18 protein-coding genes and 2 pseudogenes are annotated in these 18,574 nt (G+C 44.4%); 8 read left to right on the plus strand and 12 right to left on the minus strand.

Going from position 1 to position 18,574, the window contains the following annotated elements; translation table 11 throughout:
• Positions 1-15: 15 nt before the first annotated feature.
• From QUB24_RS05930 to QUB24_RS05945, 4 genes are read right to left on the minus strand one after another with little or no spacing between them, the layout of a single operon-like run.
• On the minus strand, positions 16-1,122 hold the full coding sequence (locus QUB24_RS05930; RefSeq protein WP_333151595.1) for a hypothetical protein: 1,107 nt from the start codon (positions 1,120-1,122) through the stop codon (positions 16-18).
• On the minus strand, positions 1,119-3,014 hold the full coding sequence (locus QUB24_RS05935; protein WP_333151597.1) for a CHAT domain-containing protein: 1,896 nt from the start codon (positions 3,012-3,014) through the stop codon (positions 1,119-1,121). The genes QUB24_RS05930 and QUB24_RS05935 overlap by 4 nt, the downstream gene beginning before the upstream one ends.
• 31 nt (positions 3,015-3,045) lie before the next feature.
• A complete protein-coding gene (locus QUB24_RS05940; protein ID WP_333151600.1) occupies positions 3,046-4,206 on the minus strand; it encodes a DUF1822 family protein in 1,161 nt (386 codons plus the stop codon).
• On the minus strand, positions 4,196-4,987 hold the full coding sequence (locus QUB24_RS05945) for a sigma-70 family RNA polymerase sigma factor (protein ID WP_333151601.1): 792 nt from the start codon (positions 4,985-4,987) through the stop codon (positions 4,196-4,198). The genes QUB24_RS05940 and QUB24_RS05945 overlap by 11 nt, the downstream gene beginning before the upstream one ends.
• Positions 4,988-5,223: 236 nt before the next feature.
• Here QUB24_RS05945 and QUB24_RS05950 point away from each other — a divergent pair, with 236 nt between their 5' ends.
• The 3 genes from QUB24_RS05950 (at position 5,224) to QUB24_RS05960 (ending at position 8,084) form a co-directional block, all read left to right on the plus strand.
• Positions 5,224-5,733 (plus strand): hypothetical protein, encoded by a 510-nt coding sequence (locus QUB24_RS05950; RefSeq protein WP_333151603.1) that lies wholly within the window; start codon positions 5,224-5,226, stop codon positions 5,731-5,733.
• Positions 5,730-6,239 carry a hypothetical protein gene (locus tag QUB24_RS05955; RefSeq protein WP_333151606.1) on the plus strand — a complete coding sequence of 170 codons (510 nt, stop codon included), beginning with the start codon at positions 5,730-5,732 and terminating at the stop codon, positions 6,237-6,239. The genes QUB24_RS05950 and QUB24_RS05955 overlap by 4 nt, the downstream gene beginning before the upstream one ends.
• Positions 6,240-6,878: 639 nt before the next feature.
• A complete protein-coding gene (locus QUB24_RS05960; RefSeq protein WP_333151608.1) occupies positions 6,879-8,084 on the plus strand; it encodes a hypothetical protein in 1,206 nt (401 codons plus the stop codon).
• A 205-nt stretch (positions 8,085-8,289) separates the two neighbouring features.
• On the opposite strand, the gene QUB24_RS05965 is transcribed toward QUB24_RS05960, so the two are convergent.
• The 3 genes and pseudogenes from QUB24_RS05965 to QUB24_RS33550 all read right to left on the minus strand — a co-directional run.
• A complete protein-coding gene (locus QUB24_RS05965; RefSeq protein ID WP_333151610.1) occupies positions 8,290-9,063 on the minus strand; it encodes a hypothetical protein in 774 nt (257 codons plus the stop codon).
• The gene (locus QUB24_RS05970; protein WP_333151612.1) at positions 9,030-10,856 is read right to left on the minus strand and encodes a DEAD/DEAH box helicase family protein; all 1,827 of its coding nucleotides are present in this window, start codon (positions 10,854-10,856) and stop codon (positions 9,030-9,032) included. The genes QUB24_RS05965 and QUB24_RS05970 overlap by 34 nt, the downstream gene beginning before the upstream one ends.
• A gap of 27 nt (positions 10,857-10,883) precedes the next feature.
• Positions 10,884-11,075, minus strand: a pseudogene (locus QUB24_RS33550) (HNH endonuclease); the annotation flags it as partial.
• Positions 11,076-11,446: 371 nt separating this feature from the next.
• Here QUB24_RS33550 and QUB24_RS05975 point away from each other — a divergent pair.
• The 3 genes from QUB24_RS05975 to QUB24_RS05985 are packed head-to-tail and all read left to right on the plus strand — an operon-like array spanning position 11,447 to position 12,244.
• Complete coding sequence (locus tag QUB24_RS05975; RefSeq protein ID WP_199292753.1) at positions 11,447-11,623, plus strand: hypothetical protein; 177 nt, start codon at positions 11,447-11,449, stop codon at positions 11,621-11,623.
• 22 nt (positions 11,624-11,645) lie between these two features.
• Positions 11,646-11,852, plus strand: coding sequence for a hypothetical protein (locus QUB24_RS05980; protein WP_190663068.1), 207 nt, complete (start codon positions 11,646-11,648; stop codon positions 11,850-11,852).
• Positions 11,849-12,244: a hypothetical protein gene (locus QUB24_RS05985; RefSeq protein ID WP_333151616.1), complete on the plus strand. Its 396-nt coding sequence runs from the start codon at positions 11,849-11,851 to the stop codon at positions 12,242-12,244. The genes QUB24_RS05980 and QUB24_RS05985 overlap by 4 nt, the downstream gene beginning before the upstream one ends.
• 81 nt (positions 12,245-12,325) lie before the next feature.
• Here QUB24_RS05985 and QUB24_RS05990 read toward each other — a convergent pair whose 3' ends face one another.
• The 3 genes from QUB24_RS05990 to cobU form a co-directional block, all read right to left on the minus strand.
• The gene (locus QUB24_RS05990; RefSeq protein WP_333151618.1) at positions 12,326-14,395 is read right to left on the minus strand and encodes an AarF/ABC1/UbiB kinase family protein; all 2,070 of its coding nucleotides are present in this window, start codon (positions 14,393-14,395) and stop codon (positions 12,326-12,328) included.
• A 77-nt stretch (positions 14,396-14,472) separates the two neighbouring features.
• Positions 14,473-14,895 carry a hypothetical protein gene (locus QUB24_RS05995; protein ID WP_333151620.1) on the minus strand — a complete coding sequence of 141 codons (423 nt, stop codon included), beginning with the start codon at positions 14,893-14,895 and terminating at the stop codon, positions 14,473-14,475.
• 277 nt (positions 14,896-15,172) lie between these two features.
• On the minus strand, positions 15,173-15,748 hold the full coding sequence (gene cobU, locus QUB24_RS06000; RefSeq protein WP_333151622.1) for a bifunctional adenosylcobinamide kinase/adenosylcobinamide-phosphate guanylyltransferase: 576 nt from the start codon (positions 15,746-15,748) through the stop codon (positions 15,173-15,175).
• A 309-nt stretch (positions 15,749-16,057) separates the two neighbouring features.
• Here cobU and QUB24_RS06005 point away from each other — a divergent pair, with 309 nt between their 5' ends.
• Positions 16,058-17,029, plus strand: coding sequence for a glycosyltransferase family 2 protein (locus tag QUB24_RS06005; RefSeq protein WP_333151624.1), 972 nt, complete (start codon positions 16,058-16,060; stop codon positions 17,027-17,029).
• Position 17,030: 1 nt separating this feature from the next.
• On the opposite strand, the gene QUB24_RS06010 is transcribed toward QUB24_RS06005, so the two are convergent.
• A complete protein-coding gene (locus tag QUB24_RS06010) occupies positions 17,031-17,243 on the minus strand; it encodes a hypothetical protein (RefSeq protein WP_223300923.1) in 213 nt (70 codons plus the stop codon).
• On the opposite strand from QUB24_RS06010, the gene QUB24_RS06015 reads away from it, so the two are divergent.
• Positions 17,170-18,087, plus strand: coding sequence for a glycosyltransferase family 2 protein (locus tag QUB24_RS06015; RefSeq protein WP_333151637.1), 918 nt, complete (start codon positions 17,170-17,172; stop codon positions 18,085-18,087). The two genes, QUB24_RS06010 and QUB24_RS06015, sit on opposite strands and share 74 nt — an antisense overlap.
• Positions 18,088-18,208: 121 nt before the next feature.
• Here QUB24_RS06015 and QUB24_RS06020 read toward each other — a convergent pair.
• Positions 18,209-18,574, minus strand: a pseudogene (locus QUB24_RS06020) (calcium-binding protein); the annotation flags it as partial.

Below are 18,574 nucleotides of genomic sequence, written 5' to 3' on the forward strand. Positions count from 1 at the left end.
CATCACAGCCAGTTACTATTTCCTCTGTTCCCTCCTTTGCAAATCTCGCACTTGCTTCTCAATCTTTTCCACCATTGGTAAATCTCCCAAAGTTGTATATCCATCTTTTGCCATTCGCAAATATTTCATAGCTTCCAAATTATTTCTCATGGCTGAATGAACTTGCCCCAATCCGTATCGAGCGGCTGTCAACTCCTCAATATCGTCAAGTTTCGCCGTATTAATCACCTTGGAATAGTAGACTTCAGCCTGGGGAACCAGTTGTAGCTTTTCTAGATACAAATCGCCCAACGTGCGATAAATGGGCGGTGTTTCCATGCCTGTTTCTTGTAAATTTTCTAATATTTCTCTTGCTTCGGCAATCAAGTTTGTGTTAAGATAAACGCTAGAAATTGCTAATTTTTTGGCGTTTTCGTTAGGTACTTGTTTGTCGATCGCCCCAACCGCATCCTTAACAGCCTGAACCTGCTTCTCATCCAGCAAGCTAAACTCTGTATCTCCTTCTCCCACGGCACTTTCAGAAGAAGCGCCCGTATTCGCCTCGACAATCAATCGGTACCTAACACCCGGTTTCAGCGCTGGTTCCCCCGGATAGACAGCCTCAGTACCGGTAACAGTCATTTCCCAGTTTAATTTCGCTCCATTTTCGCGGAGGCTCAACTTATAGCTAGTAGCACCAGCAACCGGATTCCACCGCAAAATTGGCTTGCTGTCGAGCAATTTCGTGCGCCGCGGACTGATAATATAAGGAATTGGCGCGCTATTCCAGCTAATTTTATCATCGCCGCGATCGGGACATTTAATCAAGTCGGCGCTACAATCAGATTTCGACTCTTGTTTGGCAAACAAACAGCTATTCAATTGATTTTCACTCCCTGCGATCGACTTAATTCCCCAATCTGCACATTGGATCGTCAGTTGGGCGTTTTGTGCTGTTCGCAATTTGTCTCCCGGATAAAGCGGCGTACCGCTGGTAGGGCGGACAATTCGGCCGTCTTGGCGATCGATCGCAACTTCCCCGCTACTATGGATAATGAGTCCGTTGGATATTCTGTTACTCGCTGCTAGTGCAGTAGTTGCGATCGAGCTTAAAGCTATAAAAACTGCAATCCTGATTTTCATCTTATATTTCCTTTTATTCGTAAATGTTGTTTGGCAGTTTGGATACATTTATCTTGTTCTGGTACGCTAGATTTAGAATATTTAATCGTTTTTTTCCAGTGTTCTAACGCTTCATGTGGCTTACCTTTAGTTTCCATAACCCGTGCTAAAAAACAGTGAGATTCAGGGCTATCCTCTGTCAATCCAATTGCTGTTTTAAAATCTATTTCTGCATCGTCATATTGCTTATCTTTGAACCGTATCCAGCCGCGATTTTTGATACAAGCAGCTTTTACTCCGTCGTATTTAGCGTGTTCTAAACAAAGGTTGATCGCCTTTAAAGCTGCTTGATGTTTATCCTTGCGAATGAATAATTTAGATATTTGAGCAGAAGCATCAGGAAGTCCTCGCAATACAGCATTTTGCATTGCCTCTAACGCACCGAGATCGTCATTCAATTCGTCGCACAACATAGCTAAATTATAGTAAGGCTGTGCATAATTAAGGTTAATTAAACTTGCTAATTTGTAGAATCTTTTCGCAATTAAAGGTTTATTTTGACGGTGGTTTTCCATGCCAATTTGATTAGCAACTGGGGCAAGTATCGGGCCCATTAACATATAACTGCTAGCGGTAGTAGCTAAACCGATTCCCAGGCGCTGCATCAAATTAGAAATAAAAATAGAGATATCGTTGTTTGGGCGATCGTCCCCAGTATCACCCAAAACATCGGCCACAGACACAAGCAGGCGATTCCCTACGGGATAGCTGCGCCGCGCGCGCTTTAATTGCAGTAAAGTCAACCCCTCAAAAGTTGGCTGCTGACAGAGCACTGGTATCGCACTCGCACCGGGAAACTCAGATTCCCACTTCTGTAAATAATCCTTAGCTTTTCGTACTGCTAAAAACAAAGGATATTCTTTGCTTAAATATCCGAATAAAGACTTAACAAAATCGTGAGCAATTTTATCTGGTATCGGCGCACGCATCACAATCATTGACGGTAAAGGCAAGCCTCCCGCTACTAAATCTGCTGCCAATTGGAGGCTAGAACAAGAGTTTAAAATTAGCAACTCCAATCCTTGAAAAATTGATTTTTCTAAGCCCTCTTTTAAATAATCTATTGTGACAGTATTATCGCAATCTCCTTGATTTATCTGGAGCCATCCATTGGCAGAATTGCTATCGCTATGTCCGCCGTAATATAAAATTTGCCAGTTTTTTTCATCCTGTGAAAGATGATCGCGCAACTGTTGAGGGGTTGGTTGTTGAATAAATTCTAACTCGCAGCGATCGCCAAAAGACCTTTGAAGACTTTTCTCATCTTGTCGCAGATCGAGTCCGTCACTATTACCGGAGACACATAAAATTCTACCTCGCGAAGGCAGAGGCATTCCGCCTGTAGTTGCCTTTTTGAGAGCTTTTCTATACTGGGACGGACTTTTAATTATTTCACAGTTTTTGTAATCTTCGCGAAATTTCCACGCATCCCAAGGCAGATGCCAATTTTCCGAATCTTTGATTTCGAGAAATACTTCAAAGCACCGATCTCGACCACCAAACGCATCAACTACATTTCTAAAATTATGCTCAATTCCCGCATAAAACTCCTCACTACTCAGCCACAGCCTCATAGATTCATTCAAATATTGATAGATCAATTGAGGATTATCTTCACAAATATTGGTTGTCCCTGTAGCCTTAACTTTAATTCTAGAAAGGATGTTGCTAGATTTTCCCGCACGACAAATAAGTTGCCATCTTTTTTGCAGATCATCAACTTCCGGGGCTGGTGGCAAACTTCCTTTAAATTTATGAACTGTTGTTTGGTTTTCTTGAAACTCCCCTGTGATGTCGGGAAAACCCTTGTGTAAATCCCCAATCCCTAAACCCAAGATAAATCTTAAGCTCATAAATTAGACGCGAATAGAGTTAATCGAGATATCATACCACAAAATTTTCTGTGACGCTGAAATCATCTAAAGCTACTCGAATACTAAAACTCTCGTCTCGATCTACCTCAATATCCTTCAGCAAAATGTACCTCTCCTGAATCCTTGATTGTGACTCAGTTAGATTTTTACCGATGTCGGATATTAAGGAAAGTTTAATATTCTGGGGCAGGTAACGTTCTCCGATCGCCGGATGCAGTTGAACGTGAACTCTGACAGTGCGATCGCTCTCTTCAGCAATCGCCACCAACAAAGCCACCGTTGTCCTTCCCAGCCGCATTCCCAAGTCAATCAACTTAGCCCGCGTGACATCGGCTTCGGGAAACCTATTGATGCTACTTTGACTGCCCTGTAACGCAGATTCTTCTCTCGAATTTCCACCTCCTCGTAATGCAAAACTGGGGGTTTCGTCAGGGGAAATCAAGTTTTTTAAATTTTGTTTGCCTCGATCCAATTGCTGCAAACATCTGTCTACAAAAATTTGCAACCAATTGCCTAACTTAGATTCAACCGGATTTTCAATCTCAACAGGAGAAGTTTGGGCCTGCTGGTTAAATACCGCTTCAAAAGGCTGCCAATCAGCCGTAAATACATTCATCAACCACTGACTGAGGTTAATTTTAGATTCCAACAAATGTTCGAGGTGCCCTAAGAAATCATCCAGGGAATGCAATTCGCTCAATACTAATTCCCCCGCATCCGCACTTGGAGAAAAACCAAGCAATCTTGCTTCCTTTTCCTCCTCATCAATTTCTACAGCAATATAGCCAATGCGTTCTGCCCTTGCTTCCACCGGCACCGGGCAAATCTCAGCCGGATGTGCAGATGAATTCTGGTTGCCTTTTTCTGGATTTTGATGCCGATTGTTAATTGGACGGCATTCGATTTTTCCCAATCCTTTAACATACAAATCTCCCGCATCGGCAAACAGGCGAATTACGGGATTCCAGCTATCGCATTCAGTCAAGTCAGTTTCAATATCAATGATTTTTAGATAATCGCGAACTGCCAGCACTGCCAAAGTATTGAGATAAACTTGCTCGTGCCTTTGCGGGTGGCGCTGTTGGGTGGCAAACTGCTGAGCGACTTGCAGTGCCTTCTGAGTAATTGGCATCGGCAAAGATTCGATTTCCCAAAGGTTGTTATGGTTCATTGTTCTGGTACACTCCTGGTATATTTAAAGTTTGATATCCTTGGTCTTCGCAAAATTTTTGCAGCAGATAACGGCAGTCATTGTTGAACAATTGATATAAAGTAGAATGCGCGCAGCCAAACTCTTTGGCGAGTTCTTGAAGACTTTGACCGTACAAACATTGGCGCTGCAATAAAACTTGACAATTTATCTGCGGTTTTCCTCTAACGTGTCTGCTTTTCAACTCGTTATTTGGATCGGTTTCTATCCATTCTATAACTTCTTCAACATAGAAAATTGAATCCGCTTCTGCTGGTATTTTTTCAATTGAATTGACATTTTCTTCGTCTTGTTCTCCTTCTAAGGACACTATTTGACGGGGTTTTTGTTTTTGCTGTTCTTTTTGTTGGGCTAGGCGATAATCTAACAGCCGCTTTTTGAGATATGGATTTAACCAAGTCGTAATCAGGCTTTCTTCGGGATCGTAAGGTCGTTTTGCTGTGGTAGCTTCACATAAATTACGAGACAGATAGATCCATGTCTTGTTCAGTGCCTCTTCATAGTAAGGTGTGTTTTCTTTCCAGAGTTTGCCGGATTTGAGAATCTCTAGAATCAGTCGATGCAAGAAACGACTTCGCCTGATACTGCCGGGGGGCTGCTGGCAAGCTTTGGTGACGAGTTCGACGATTTGCTGGTGTGCGGGATCTCGATCGAACTTTTCCGATTTTACTGAGCACCCAACAGCATCGGATTCGTCGGATAAGTGGTCTTCTCCCTCGGAGGGGTTGGATTTATCAGTCATAGTTAAGTGCGGCCGCAACTTTTTTCCTACATTTACTTATCAGGGTGAGTTCAGTAGTTTTATGCGAAATTCTGAAAGTTTTTTTGAGCGAATGGTTGAAAGTCTTGCTGTGCGGTCGATTTGAGCGGACAAATAGGATGTTAAGCTTTGTAAAAAGTGAAAAAATTTGAGAAGTACGTATAATAATACGTATGCCCCTTGAAAAGCGTTCCGATGTTGATAGAGGTGAAAAAGCTATGCTGAGTGAATCTTCGCGCCTGGTGTACGGCGATGAATTAATTACCGCCACCGAATTGAACCGGCAACCAGGTAGAGTGCTGGATTTGGCGATGGATCATCCTATCACCATCACTCGTAACGACCAGCATTTTGCTTTGCTGCGCCGCGACGATATGGCGCTGTTGGTAAAGGCTGCCGCCCTTTCCCTGAAAGTCTTTGAGGTGACAGCCACTGCTTATCGGTTGCGTCTGGGAGAACAGATTGGTTCAGAACATCCCTATGGGTGGCTAAAAGAATTTGACAAGGATGAACTCAGTGAACTGATCGCAGAAATGGAGAAAGATTACCGTCTTGTGGAGTCGGAACCTGCGGCTTGGGATCGGATTGAGGCAACGATTTATGAATGGCATGAAAGCGCGATCGCAATTTCTAGTCCTGAACTCGCAGCAGCTTTCAACGACGAAATTGACGAAGTGTTACTGACAAAACCGACCGCAGAAAACACTACCGAATCGGCTTCGGTATGACGCACTCTGAACCAATTCCAGATGATTCGGAAAGCCCGGTGTCTCCTGAAGAACAGCCGACACCATCACCCGCAACTCTTGAAGCCGAAGCCGAAATTCCCGCACCAGCGCCTGTGCTTTCAGAGTTGGTAGAGCCTCCTGAAGAACCGCTGACAGCACCGCGAACAAAGCCATCTGCTAAAGAAAACGAAGTCAAACTTATCGTACAAGTACCTGCATCGCCCTGGTTAGTAGTAGCGAAAAACCGACGGGTTAACCGGGATTGGGAAGCCTTAATGTTACGCGCTCCTGAGAATACTCGTCGGTGCTATCAGGATTTATGTAATGCGCCAATGGTGAGAAAACCAAAGAGAGTTTTTCCCTTAAAAGGTAAACTCTACAAAGGTGCATGGGAGTATGAAGTAACCAGCTCAGACCGAGTATTTTATGTACCGGATGAAGACCAACACAAAGTGCTTGTTTACTACGCTGGGAGTCATCCTAAATCAGCTCCATTTCCTCCGTAAAGCAAGTGGTAGGGTGCGTCAGTTGCGAGATTGTCGATCGCCACAAAAAGTCGAGTTCTGACGCACCGTTGGTTGGCAAGGTATCTCAGGGATGAGATTTTTGATAGAAAGCGAAAATAATCGTAGCTGACGCACCCTAAAGATAAAAACGACTTAAAACACCGATCGCCCTTAAATCCCGAAAACAACCGTTATTCCGTACTTTCACCCAGTCTTTGTCAAACTTTATCAAAAAAAACAGGAGAGTTTTGCATAAAACTACCGAGCTCACCCTGATAAATAAATAGAAGGGAAATGACGAAGTACGCGCGAGCGAAGCTATAAGGAGAGGATTGTCATTCCTAGCTCTGATTAATCCTAGATAAGTGGACATCTATCGAATACATAAAAACCAGGTTTATGGAATAAACCTGGTTTTTGTTTGTGGATATTTTTCTTTAAGTCAGTTCTGGATGCACACCGAGCAAAAAACCAGGTTTATACGTCAATATATCTCGAATTAATCCACGAATTTTGGGATAAATCGGCTTTTTTGCGTCCATGACTGACTAAATTAATCACAAATGTAAAATCTTGTTACAAGTTACTTGACATCAGTCATTCAATCTATTTTGGAATGACTATAATTGGGAAAACGTAATGCTGTCATTCGCTCTTGGTTGCGAAGAAGCTCAAACCCTTGCCACACAGCCATTGAGTGCGTCAGTCCTGACTATTAACAAATCAGAAAATTTCATGCAGAAACTAACTCGAATTTTATTCACTACAGCTTTAACCCTAAGTATCTTATGTTCTCCCACAGCAGCTTTCGCCAAAGCAAAAATTCAGATAGCCATCCTTTTAGATTCTAGTAATAGCATGGATGGATTGATTGACCAGACTCGTACTCAACTTTGGCAAATTGTTAATTTTTTAACTAAAGTAACCAAAGACGGCCAAGTGCCAGAGTTAGAGGTTGCCCTCTACCATTATGGTAATGACACTTTACCTTCTTCGGAAGGTTTTGTGAGATTATTAACTGGATTTACTCCTGAATTAGATTTAGTTTCCGAAAAGCTATTTAGTATCAAAACCAACGGCGGTCAAGAATATGCTGGCTGGGTAATTCGTTCGGCAATGCAAGAATTAAACTGGAGTAAAAATCCGGAAGATTTTCGCGTGATTTTTATTGCGGGTAATGAACCATTCGATCAAGGCCCAATAGTTTGGAATCAATCGGTCAATCTCGCTGTCAAAGGAGATACCCTCGTTAATACAATCTACTGTGGTTCAGCAGAAAGTCAGGAGCGAAGACTTTGGGCATCAGGAGCAGAGTTAGCAAAAGGCAGTAGCTTCAACATTAATCAAAACCAACAAATTGTGGTAATTAAGTCTCCTTACGACGACGAAATTTCTACTTGGAATACTAAACTCAATCAAACCTACATTCCCTACGGTAGAGAAGGAAGAATCGGACAACAACGTCAGGCTGTTGAAGATAGTAATTCTGGCACAAGTTTTGCTTCGCGTAGTGCGTCCAAAGCTTCTGAATACTATGATAATGCTTCTTGGGACTTGCTGGATGCTCTCGAAAACGGAACAGTTAAACTAGAGGCAATATCAGATGATAATTTACCAGAAATCATGCGAGGGATGACGCTAACAGAAAAGAGAGCATATGTTGCTGGAAAGAAAACCGAAAGAGAAGCGATTAAAAAGACCATCCGCGACTTATCTCAAAAGCGTGCAGCATATATTGAACAACAGCGCCAATCTAGTACCAATAGTGGGGAAAATACTCTCGATCGCGTAATAATTCAAAGTCTCCGCCAGCAATTAGCGGCTAAAGGATTCAAGCTTAATTAAAAGAACGCAGACAAAAATTCATCTGCGTTCATCTGTGTTTATCTGCGGTTAAAAAATCAGGAATTATGCAAGTGTCACAATTAGTAAGGTACTCTACTATCCCAACCCCTCGATAATCCGTTGATCGTGAAAGTAGTAGAGCACCCTACAAGTTGATTGTCCTGATGCCCATTGCATAAGTGCTGTTGAAAAAACCGGGTTTTTATTATGGGTTGTTTTCAAGCGCAAGTGATTCTCCGATTAGACTGTAAATTTCTCTGAGTTGCTCAGAGTCCAAATTTTTAATTAGCACCTCTCCAGCTCTCTTGGGATTATGGCGAGGAATCTTTACATATGAAGGGGTATTTAGGCTACTAGATGGAACTTTTTCTGACCAATCTTTCACCAGTTTCCGCCCCAAATCGGTGATTTGGTAATAACCACGTTTATTACCTGATAAGGGTTCAATCCATCCCAATTCTAGCCAACCTTTCCTCCAAATGTGTGCGTTACTTAAACAAGTCCGCAATACTCGTTTAATCTTAACTGCATTTATAGGCTGCTGGTCTGGACAAGCTTGAAGCAGCTTAGAAAATTTTTCCAAATATTTTGACGAACTTCCCTGCTCTTGAAATTGATCTTCTTCAGGCTCAAAGGTCTTTGCATTAGGTGATGCTAGTTCCTGAATAATTTTATCAATATCTGACGGCTCATAACCCAAACCAAATGGTGGTTTAGCCTTGCAGAGTTCCTCATAAGTCTTGAATGGCTGTCCACGCTCGTCAACAAGCTGATGATAGCCAGAGAATTGCTTCATCAAATCGCGCCATGCTTTCAATTGTTGAGCATTGAATGCAGCATCATGTAAGGCTGATTGCAGTTCCAGCCTTACAGCGATCGCCCAAGGGCGCGATCCAGGAGGTGCATTGAGTTCGCCTGCATTGCCGAGAGTTTCGATGTGAGTTTTCAATCGTTCATTGGATAGTTGCTTTGTAGCCATGCCCACACCTGCCTCAATTCTTCAAGTGTCATTGCTTTGCGTCCCTTGCGAAATTCTTTGACAATTTCCCCATTAATGGTTTTGGATTCTATGCCATTCCTTGCTGCATAGTAACGGACATATTTTTCAATCTTTTCTCGTATAATGTCCCGTTCTTCACTGGGAGTCAAAGATTCTTTGATCCCAATTAAAGAATCATGACTATCTTTGGCTTCCGGCTCCTGATAAGCATCGAGAAATCGTTTCATTTGCACGGTACTAATTCCACCCAATCCAACCTTTTGCATTGCTGATTGGATTTGAGCAGTCTCAGCATAATCTACTATTTCCCCGCTACTTAAATCAGATGCTCTCGATCGTGTTAAGTTGGAACTTAATGCGATACTACTATTATATCGCGGCTCTTTGCTTTTAGCATCGTTATCCCCATTTCCACCATTGTCATTGTCACGCCTGTTTAATTCTCTTTCCCTAATAATTGGCTCTTGTTCCGCTATGATAGCTTGTACGGATTTAGCAGCTAGCTGGTCATCTGGAAGATAAATCAGCCCTGTTTTTTTCAAATCTCCAGCTTCTCGATCGACTCTGGCAGCCCTTGCCCATGATTGTTCAAGCCAAGGCTTACTTCTGATATTAGTTAAACACGCAACATGGGTAATTGCCCGAACATCCAGTCCTTCATAGGCCATTGCCACTGTTACTAAAGCATCAACTGCTTTTGCATCGTTGTAGTGCTTCTTAAATCTTTTAATTGCTGCTTGCGCTTCTTTCGATTCATCACTTGTGGCTTGTAAGGCTTTTATTCCTAACTTTTGCAGCCACTCCAAATATTGATTAGCTATTGGTATTGAGGGCGCGAGTACCAATAGCTTAGATCGGTGGTTATTTTTTTTATCTGACTTCCAATTATCAACACACTTTGTGAGTAACTGCTCGGCGTATCCGGTACTAAGCGCTGTGCGAAGTGCTAAGCTGCTATAGTCTCCAGCCTCTGCTAAGCTTTCGACTGAACATTCTTGCCCTTGTTGGTCTATCCATTTAGCCTCCCCATCACCCCATTCAAAATGGAGAGGAACGATCGCACCGTCTTTGAGTGCTTGTCCTCGCGTATATTCAATAACTACGGTATCTTTACTACTTGATAAATCTGGAGTAGTACCGCTAGGATTTGCTTTATAGGGCATAAAAGCAATTGGCTGTGCATCTCCTCGATCGCCAGTTCCCGTTACTAAGATGACTAATACAGCATCATCCACTAATGGCTGTAACGCTCTATGCCATGCTCCATCTTGCTTAACATGATGAAACTCATCTAGCACTAGAATATAGCGCTTGCGTCGAATTTCTTGAGCATGAAGATCGCGACCTTCTAAAATAGCCTGGTATGTGGCCACATAGCCAGACATTCCCTTGCATGGATTAGGCTCATTATTATTTGCCATAATTCTATGCTGATGCCCTAGCAGACTTCTGAACTGCCAATCTTCAAATTGTTCTTCTGCTTGATTTTGGAGATTTAGTCGGGGAACCACCCAACAAATTGCATCAGCTATAGTTCCATGAAAGCTGTTGCTAGAATTACGATTTGGAATTAAATTTGCTGCAGCAATTACTGGGATAAGACTCTTACCGCCTCCCGGCGTAACCAGCATAAGAATTTTTTTAATTTGTTCTCCCGCCTTTATGCGTTTACAGATTTGATAAAATTCAGCTTGATGCTTTCTTAAATTATGAGGTTCTTTAGGAGCTTGTGAAGAAAAAAAATCTAGCTCTAATTGCAGTGAATCTGTCATGTTTCTGTTCTCCTCAGCAGTTTTTTGATGATGACATTTGGGGCATAATGCCTGCATTTCGTGGACATTGGTTCTCTGAGTTTCTGCCCATCGCTCAATGTGATCTGCGTGCCAGTCTGAAGGCAAATCACATCTGCAATGCTGGCACTTGCCGTTGGCGGCATACCAGAGGGCAGCGCGTAGCCGTTTCGATCGAAGGAAGCGACTCTGATTCTGCATCTGAAAGAGCTATAAGGCTTACGCAGCAAGTAAAAAGATCTACTGTAGAAATCTTATCTATTTTTGAATTTTTAGTCAACATAAAAATTTTATGAGCTAGCTGTCTCCACTTTTGTGAACAGGATTACGACGAAGCAGGCAGCGACATCTTCCTGGAACAATCCCGTAGCGATAGCTGGTTCGGCGGTTCCGGCAACAACATTTCTTAATGCGGTGGGGTTGCCGTTTTTTGGCTATGTTGGTATTATAACGTATATCGCGCAACCGCGCAATACGTAGTCATGTCACCACGTAGTAAACCGCCCCCTCGCCAGATGCGAGAATACAGGTATGCGCGTATGAGAGACATGGCTAAAAAAATTCCACCTGAAATGGCTGAACTAAGCGTTTACGTAGATAAAAGGCTAAAGCTACGATTCAAACTAGCTTGCACAGCTCAAGAAAAGCCAATGAGCGAAGTCATCGGTTTACTGATGAAGCAATGGCTAGAGACAGCAGAAACCCCGCCAGAGCCTAAAACTCAAGCGGGGCAAAACGTTCAAGACTGAGGAGACATTAAGCGAGGGACAAATGTTGAGAGACGCAGACAACCCAGAAAAATCTTGGGAAGACTTGGAAGCCGAACTCGCTGAACACCCGGACAGACCTTTTTATGCTCGGAGTGACGCAGAAGCTGCTAAGCGATGCGAACAGCAAAACCGCGAAGCAACAAGACACCCCGATGCAACCGGAAGAACCTATTACACCTGTGATGAGAAAAAAAGGAAAAACCGATGACCGAATATCGATTAACACCCGCAAAGTACCACCACGTACAAGTAGTTGTTTCCCTGAACCGCGTTCACTTAGACAGCTATAAAAACCCTGATGAAGCATTGACAAAACTGCTAGAACTCGGTTACACTCCTGAACTGCGTTATCAATGGAATCCAGAGCGAAACGAATTTGATTTATACGCCCTAATTCACGACTTACCGCTAGAAGAATCGCTAATGACCGATGAAAAGTGTCAGGAGTTTTTCAAGCATTTCAAACACAGCCAAATATATTCGATAGGGTGCGGTAACGCTGACCCCGATTGGCTATTTGCTTGGGGTTTTGATGACCCACGCCGTCACGCCCAGCCCGAAGAAATTGAACCTTTACCAGCAGCTACAGCATTAGCTTAATTAAAAGAACGCAGACGAAATTTCATCTGCGTTCATCTGTGTTTATCTGCTAATATCTGCGGTTAAAAACGCCCCATCAAACTACTTCGCCGCAGGTAAAGACAACTGAGGCGAAGTTTTAGCAGAGCTTCCATTATCGGGAATTGCTGCCGATTCCTGAGAAAGTAAAAACTCGCGAATAACCCTAGCAACTGCTCTTTGAGCTAAACCGCCGACTACTTTCTGCCCCATATTCTGCACTTCCGGTTTCACCAACAACTGCGGCAGTAGCTGCAATACTTTCGTCCCGTCAAAACCGGGAGTTGATTGCAAAATATCCCAAATCCGTTTGATGTGTTCTAGGTTTTTTTGTTCAGTTGGTGAAACCACAGGTTGATTTGCCTTGACTCCAAACCATTCGCCGACGACTGCTTTGGCGTTAGCAAAAGCGTTGCTGGAAAGTGTGTCGAGACTTTTGACTAATTCGAGGACAATACGATCGCGAATGAAATCTCCTCTTTCGGAAAATAAATACTCTAATGCTTGGTTCAAGATTTTGCTGACATCGTAATCCTCACTCTCGCGGGCATTGTTGAGCAAGTTTTCTAAGCGGTTCCAGCGGAATTCGCCTTGTTTGAACAGCAAATCTTGCAGGGATGCTCTCAATTCCGGTGCGGGGTCGCTCAACAGCCGTTTTGCTACGTAAGGATAAGCTTTGCTGAGCACTTTGAATTCTGGATCGACATTAATGGCAATCCCTTCTAAGGTGACGAGCGATCGAATAATCAAAGCATAGTAAGCTGGAACCCGGAAAGGATATTCGTACATTACCGCCGAAAGTTCGTCAGTAATGCTTTTGAAATTGAGTTCGGCAACGCTAGCACCCAAAGCATTGTTAAACACGCCGGCCAAAGCTGGAATAATTGGCGTCAAATCGGTGTCTGGCGTTAAAAACTCTAACTTGACATAATCTTTTGCCAAACCTTCAAAGTCGCGGTTCACCAAATGCACCACAGCTTCCAACAAGCCGTACCGCTGATAAGGTTTAACTTCGCTCATCATCCCGAAATCGAGATAAGCTAATTGACCATCAGGAGTTGCCAAAAGATTGCCGGGATGCGGGTCGGCGTGAAAGAAACCGTGTTCGAGAAGTTGTCTGAGAGAGCACTGCACCCCCACTTCAATTAAGTAAGGAGCGTCGATTCCTTGAGCTTTAACGGCCTCTAAATTCGTAAGTTTGATGCCGGTGATCCACTCCATTGTTAAGACGCGGCGGCGGGTATATTCCCAGTAGATGCTGGGAACATAAATGTCTTTGATGTGGCCGTAGAGTTGGGCAAACCGTTCGGCATTTTGACCTTCGTGGGTGTAGTCCATTTCTTCGTAAATGCGCTCGCCCAACTCGTCCATAATGGCTGCGAGGTCACTGCGAATTATTTTGAAGTTGTTTTGTGCCCAAACTGCAAGACGCCGCAGGATGTAGATATCTAAGCCGATGTTTTCGGCTAAACCCGGTCGCTGCACTTTGATTGCGACTGTTTCTCCGGTTTTGAGTTTGCCTTTGTAGACTTGTCCGAGAGATGCTGCGGCGATCGGATCTGGGCTGATTTCTGCGTAGATGTCTTTGGGGTGGGCTCCCAATTCTTCTTGGATGAATTGATATGCTACTTCGTTCGGAAATGCTGGCAATTGGTCTTGCAGCGTTGTTAGTTCTTCTAAATATACTGGCGGTACTAAGTCGGGGCGTGTTGAGAGTGCTTGTCCGATTTTGATGAAAGCTGGGCCGAGTTGGCCGAGAATTTCTCGCAGTCGGACGGCGCGACGCTTTTGGTTGGTGGCGGTACGACCTGTTTTGCCGTCGAACCACACACTGAAGGCAAAGCTAAAAAATGTCCAAACAACGCTCGACAGCCTTCCCCAGACTTGTAGGGGTCGATTTCGGTACAGGGCTGCGATCGCCACTGGATCGTACCGAACAGCATCTCCGGCTAACTCGAAAGCTATGTCTCTGGCTGATTTGAGCCGATCGTCCGTTACGACATCCGTCTCTAGTGATACTGGTACTGCTTGCAGGGGAATTGTATTTGCATCTTGGAGATTGCCGAGTACAGCCTGAGTCCCTGAATTTACATAAGTTGGCGGGGAGGCTGGCGATACTGTCTTGACATTCATAAATCAGACCTAGTGTGAAGCATTGTAAATATATTGTAACAATTTAAGGAAGAAGACCCTTCTTCCTTCTTATATACTTACTCGCCGCTGGATCTTTGGAGTCGATCGCGAATGCCTGATAGTTGCGATTGGCTGCTGACGGGCGATCGAGGTTGGGGCATTTCGGTATCGGGCCAGTTCGGTAAGTCGTTACAGGGACAGAACTCCGGGGGCATTCCGGTTTGTTTGAACACTACGGGCATAGCGCAGCGCGCGCAGGGACTGATTTCCCAAGCTGGCGTCAGCAGTTGGGCAATTGTTTCGTTTGTGCCTTCGAGGTAACAGTCTCCGCTGTCGCGGGAGATGATTTTTTGCCAGCACTCTTCAAATTCCTGGCTGTAGCGATCGCCCGCATTTACCGATTTGGGCTGCAGCGCTTCGGAACCGTTGCGAATTAATACTTTTTTGCCTAACTGAAACCAGTAAGCAATATATTTTCTTACTTCACTATCTGATGCCATAACTTTTAGTCAACCCTTCAACTAATTGATTATTTTAGACTTTTAATTTGAAATTAGCACTCTTTCTTAAGAGACATTTTATCTTTTACATAATTTCAAAATTCGGCTATTCCTCATGTCAAATTGTTGGGCTGTTCCCCCTAGTAATTAGGTTTTTTGACTAATTTATATGACTCTTGAGTTTTCAATCTTAGTTAAAATCATACCTGATTTTCAGTTGAAATTGTCGTTCGGGAAACCGATATTTTTTCTCTCTTGTCGATCGCGACTCCGGCTGTTAATTTTTCGCGACAGGCGGCAGTGGCGTACCCAAAGCGCTGAGATTCAAGGCGTAACCTCCGGTGGCGAGATAAACAGTATCGGCGATCGCCCCGATGTGGCGCACGAGAGTGCCGAGGCGATCGCGAAACAGCCGTCCCGCCGGATAAGCAGGCACAACACCCCATCCGGTTTCTTCCCCTACCAAAATTACATCAGCCGCCGCCGACTTCAAACTGGCTAGCAAATCTTGCTGCGTACTCGCCCAAACAGCAGCTTCTTCTTCCAAAAGATTTGCCGTCCAAGTTCCCAGGGAATCAATCAACAAGCAATCTGACGGCTTGCTTGCTCGCAAAACGGCCGATAATTCGATCGGCACTTCTAGAGTTGCCCAATCAAGTGGACGGCGATTTCGGTGCTGATCGAGGCGACGAAGCCACTCCAAATCCGTTTCATCAACCTGACCGGTAGCCACATAGATTACTTGTTTCCCAGAACCCGCCGCCAGAGTTTCGGCCCATTCACTTTTGCCGCTTCTGGCCGGCCCAGTTACTAAGATTAATTGTCTCGATGTGGTGGGTTCTGAGTTACTCATTAGTCAGTCGATTTTAGATTTTAGATTTTAGATTTTAGATTTACTCCACAACAAATGATTTTGGGAGATTGAAGTTTGGTTAAAATTTTTGGGCTGCTCGCGACTAATGTCGCGGGCTTGTCTCCCTTGTTTGGGCGGGGTCACATACAAAGGATTAAACATAATTCCCAATTGCCAATTCCCAATTAGCAATTACCAATTATGATTTAAACGGCCAACTACCAAATGCTTTTTAAGCGATAATAGCATTGATGAGACAATATCAGAGTAAGTCGATCGAGAACCCCCGTATTTCCCAAGCTGTTATTTATGCCAGATCATCCTCAGATATCAGCGATTATTTGCACCCACAATCGCGCCGCCTATTTAGGTGGGGCGATCGACAGCTTGCTGGTACAGGATTTTCCCGACAACTTTGAAGTAGTAGTAGTGGATAACGCTTCTAGCGATTATGCAAGCCCCGAAAGTTCGACTTCGCGCACCCGCGAGGTGGTAGAAGCAAGACTGGGGGATGGCCGCCTCAAGTACGTCTGGGAACCCGAAATCGGTCTGTCAGTAGCCCGGAACACAGGCGCGAAGCAAGCTCGCAGTGAAATATTAGCTTATCTCGACGACGACGCTATGGCTGAGCCGAATTGGCTCAGGGTGCTGCACGCGGCTTATCAAAGCAATCAACAACTCGCCGTAGCTGGTGGCAAAGTCAATTTGCTCTGGCCTTCGGGAGTCAGCCCGCCCGAATGGCTGTCACCGGGATTGGCCCAGAACTTGGGATCATACGATTTAGGCGATACTTGCCTGTACGTGACTGCTGCCGGCTTGACTCCCAGGGGAGTAAACTACTCAATCCGGCGCGCTTTTCTAGAACAAATTGGCGGCTTCGATGTCAAACTCGGTAGAGTCGGCACAAAGTTGCTGTCAAATGAAGAGTTGCGGGCCACAGAATTAGCTTTAGAGTTAGGTTGGCAAGTAGTTTATGTACCGGAGGCCCTGGTGCTTCACCATGTCGCCACAGAAAGGCTCAACAAAGCTTGGTTTCTACAGCGCGGGTGGTGGCAAGGCATCAGCGAGTGTTATCGCGAACAATTGTCCGATCGAGCCGGTATTGCTCAGCTTGGGCGGGGGGGTGAAAGAATCTTGAGGGGAGTCTGGAAGTCTTTTAAATATATTAGAGATCCAGGGCTGCGCTTTGAAAATTTCGTTTTTGCCTGGGGTCAAATCGGTTATTTGAGCGCAGCAATCCGCGGCATGATTTTTGCACCGAAATCGACCAGCAGGCATTAGGCTATAGGCAATATCCCTCGCTGCTCAAGTCGTCGGCGCGGCTGTGCCGATCGCATTTCATCCACCAAAACTCGACCGCATTTAGGTTCAAGCACTCGATTATGACATCTAGTTCATCCAAGATTCCGGTTTCAGTTCTCATTCCGGCAAAAGACGAAGAACTTAATCTACCAGCGTGTCTGGCCAGCATTGCTAGGGCGGATGAAGTTTTCATGGTTGATTCCCAAAGCAGCGATCGCACGGTAGAAATTGCCATCAGCACAGGCGCAAAAGTAGTGCAGTTTTACTTTGACAACCGCTGGCCGAAAAAGAAAAATTGGTCTTTGGACAATCTGCCCTTTCGCAACGAATGGGTATTAATTGTCGATTGCGACGAGCGCATTCCCCCGGAACTTTGGGACGAAATCGCGCAGGCGATCGAAGACCCCAATTTTGACGGCTACTACCTCAACCGCAAAGTCTTCTTTTTAGGTCAGTGGCTGCGTTACGGCGGCCGATATCCCGACTGGAATTTGCGTTTGTTCAAGCATCAAAAAGGACGTTACGAAAACCTCGGCACTGAATCCGTCCCCAATACTGGCGACAACGAAGTGCACGAACACGTCATTTTAGCCGGTCAAGTCGGCTACTTAAAAAATGACATGATCCACGAGGATTACCGCGATTTATTTCACTGGATAGAACGGCACAACCGCTATTCTAATTGGGAAGCTCGTGTTTATTACAATATTATTGAAGGCCGCGACGACAGCGGCACTATTGGCGCTCACTTATTTGGAGATGCCGTACAGCGGAAGCGATTTCTCAAAAAAGTTTGGGTATGGCTGCCTTTTAAACCAATGCTCAGATTTATTTTATTTTACTTCATTCAGCTCGGCTTTTTGGATGGAAAAGCTGGCTATATTTATGCAAGGTTATTGAGTCAATATGAGTATCAAATTAATGCAAAACTTTACGAGTTGCGTTGTTGTGGCGGTCAGTTGAATGTGGCAGAATCTCAACCGCCTCTGTCGCCACCAGTAGTTATCAGTCAAGAGACAGAAGTGAAATTGCCGTAATAGTAGGTATGAAATTTTAACCGCAGATGGCGGCGGATTGACGCCGATGAACCCAGATAAATGTTGATTTGGGTTAAGTGCGATCGCCCTTATTTTACCGATCGCACTTTTCCTTTCTTTCCTAAACCAGCATGAAATTAGCAGATGTTATGGCATTGGCACTCACTCCAACCATCACACCTAACTGCTCCCCTGTCAAGAGATTCTTAATAATAGTTCCCTGAGTATTTTGAGTTATTTCTAACTGGCTAAAACTCAAACCACCGCTTAATCCAATCAAATCTTGACCCAGGGTAAAATCAGCGATAATATCAAATCCTTCACCAGCTTTTAAGGCAAAGATATCGTTGCCGCTACCCCCAATCAAACTATCATTTCCCATGCCTCCGTCAAGGAGATCGTTGCCTTTGCCACCTGTGAGAGTATCGTTGTCTGCGCCTCCGAACAGAGTATCATTTCCTGCACACCCTCCCAGGATATCTGCTCC

Origin of the sequence: Microcoleus sp. B9-D4 (assembly GCF_036705105.1) — a bacterium.
In the GTDB taxonomy this organism is placed as follows: domain Bacteria; phylum Cyanobacteriota; class Cyanobacteriia; order Cyanobacteriales; family Microcoleaceae; genus Microcoleus.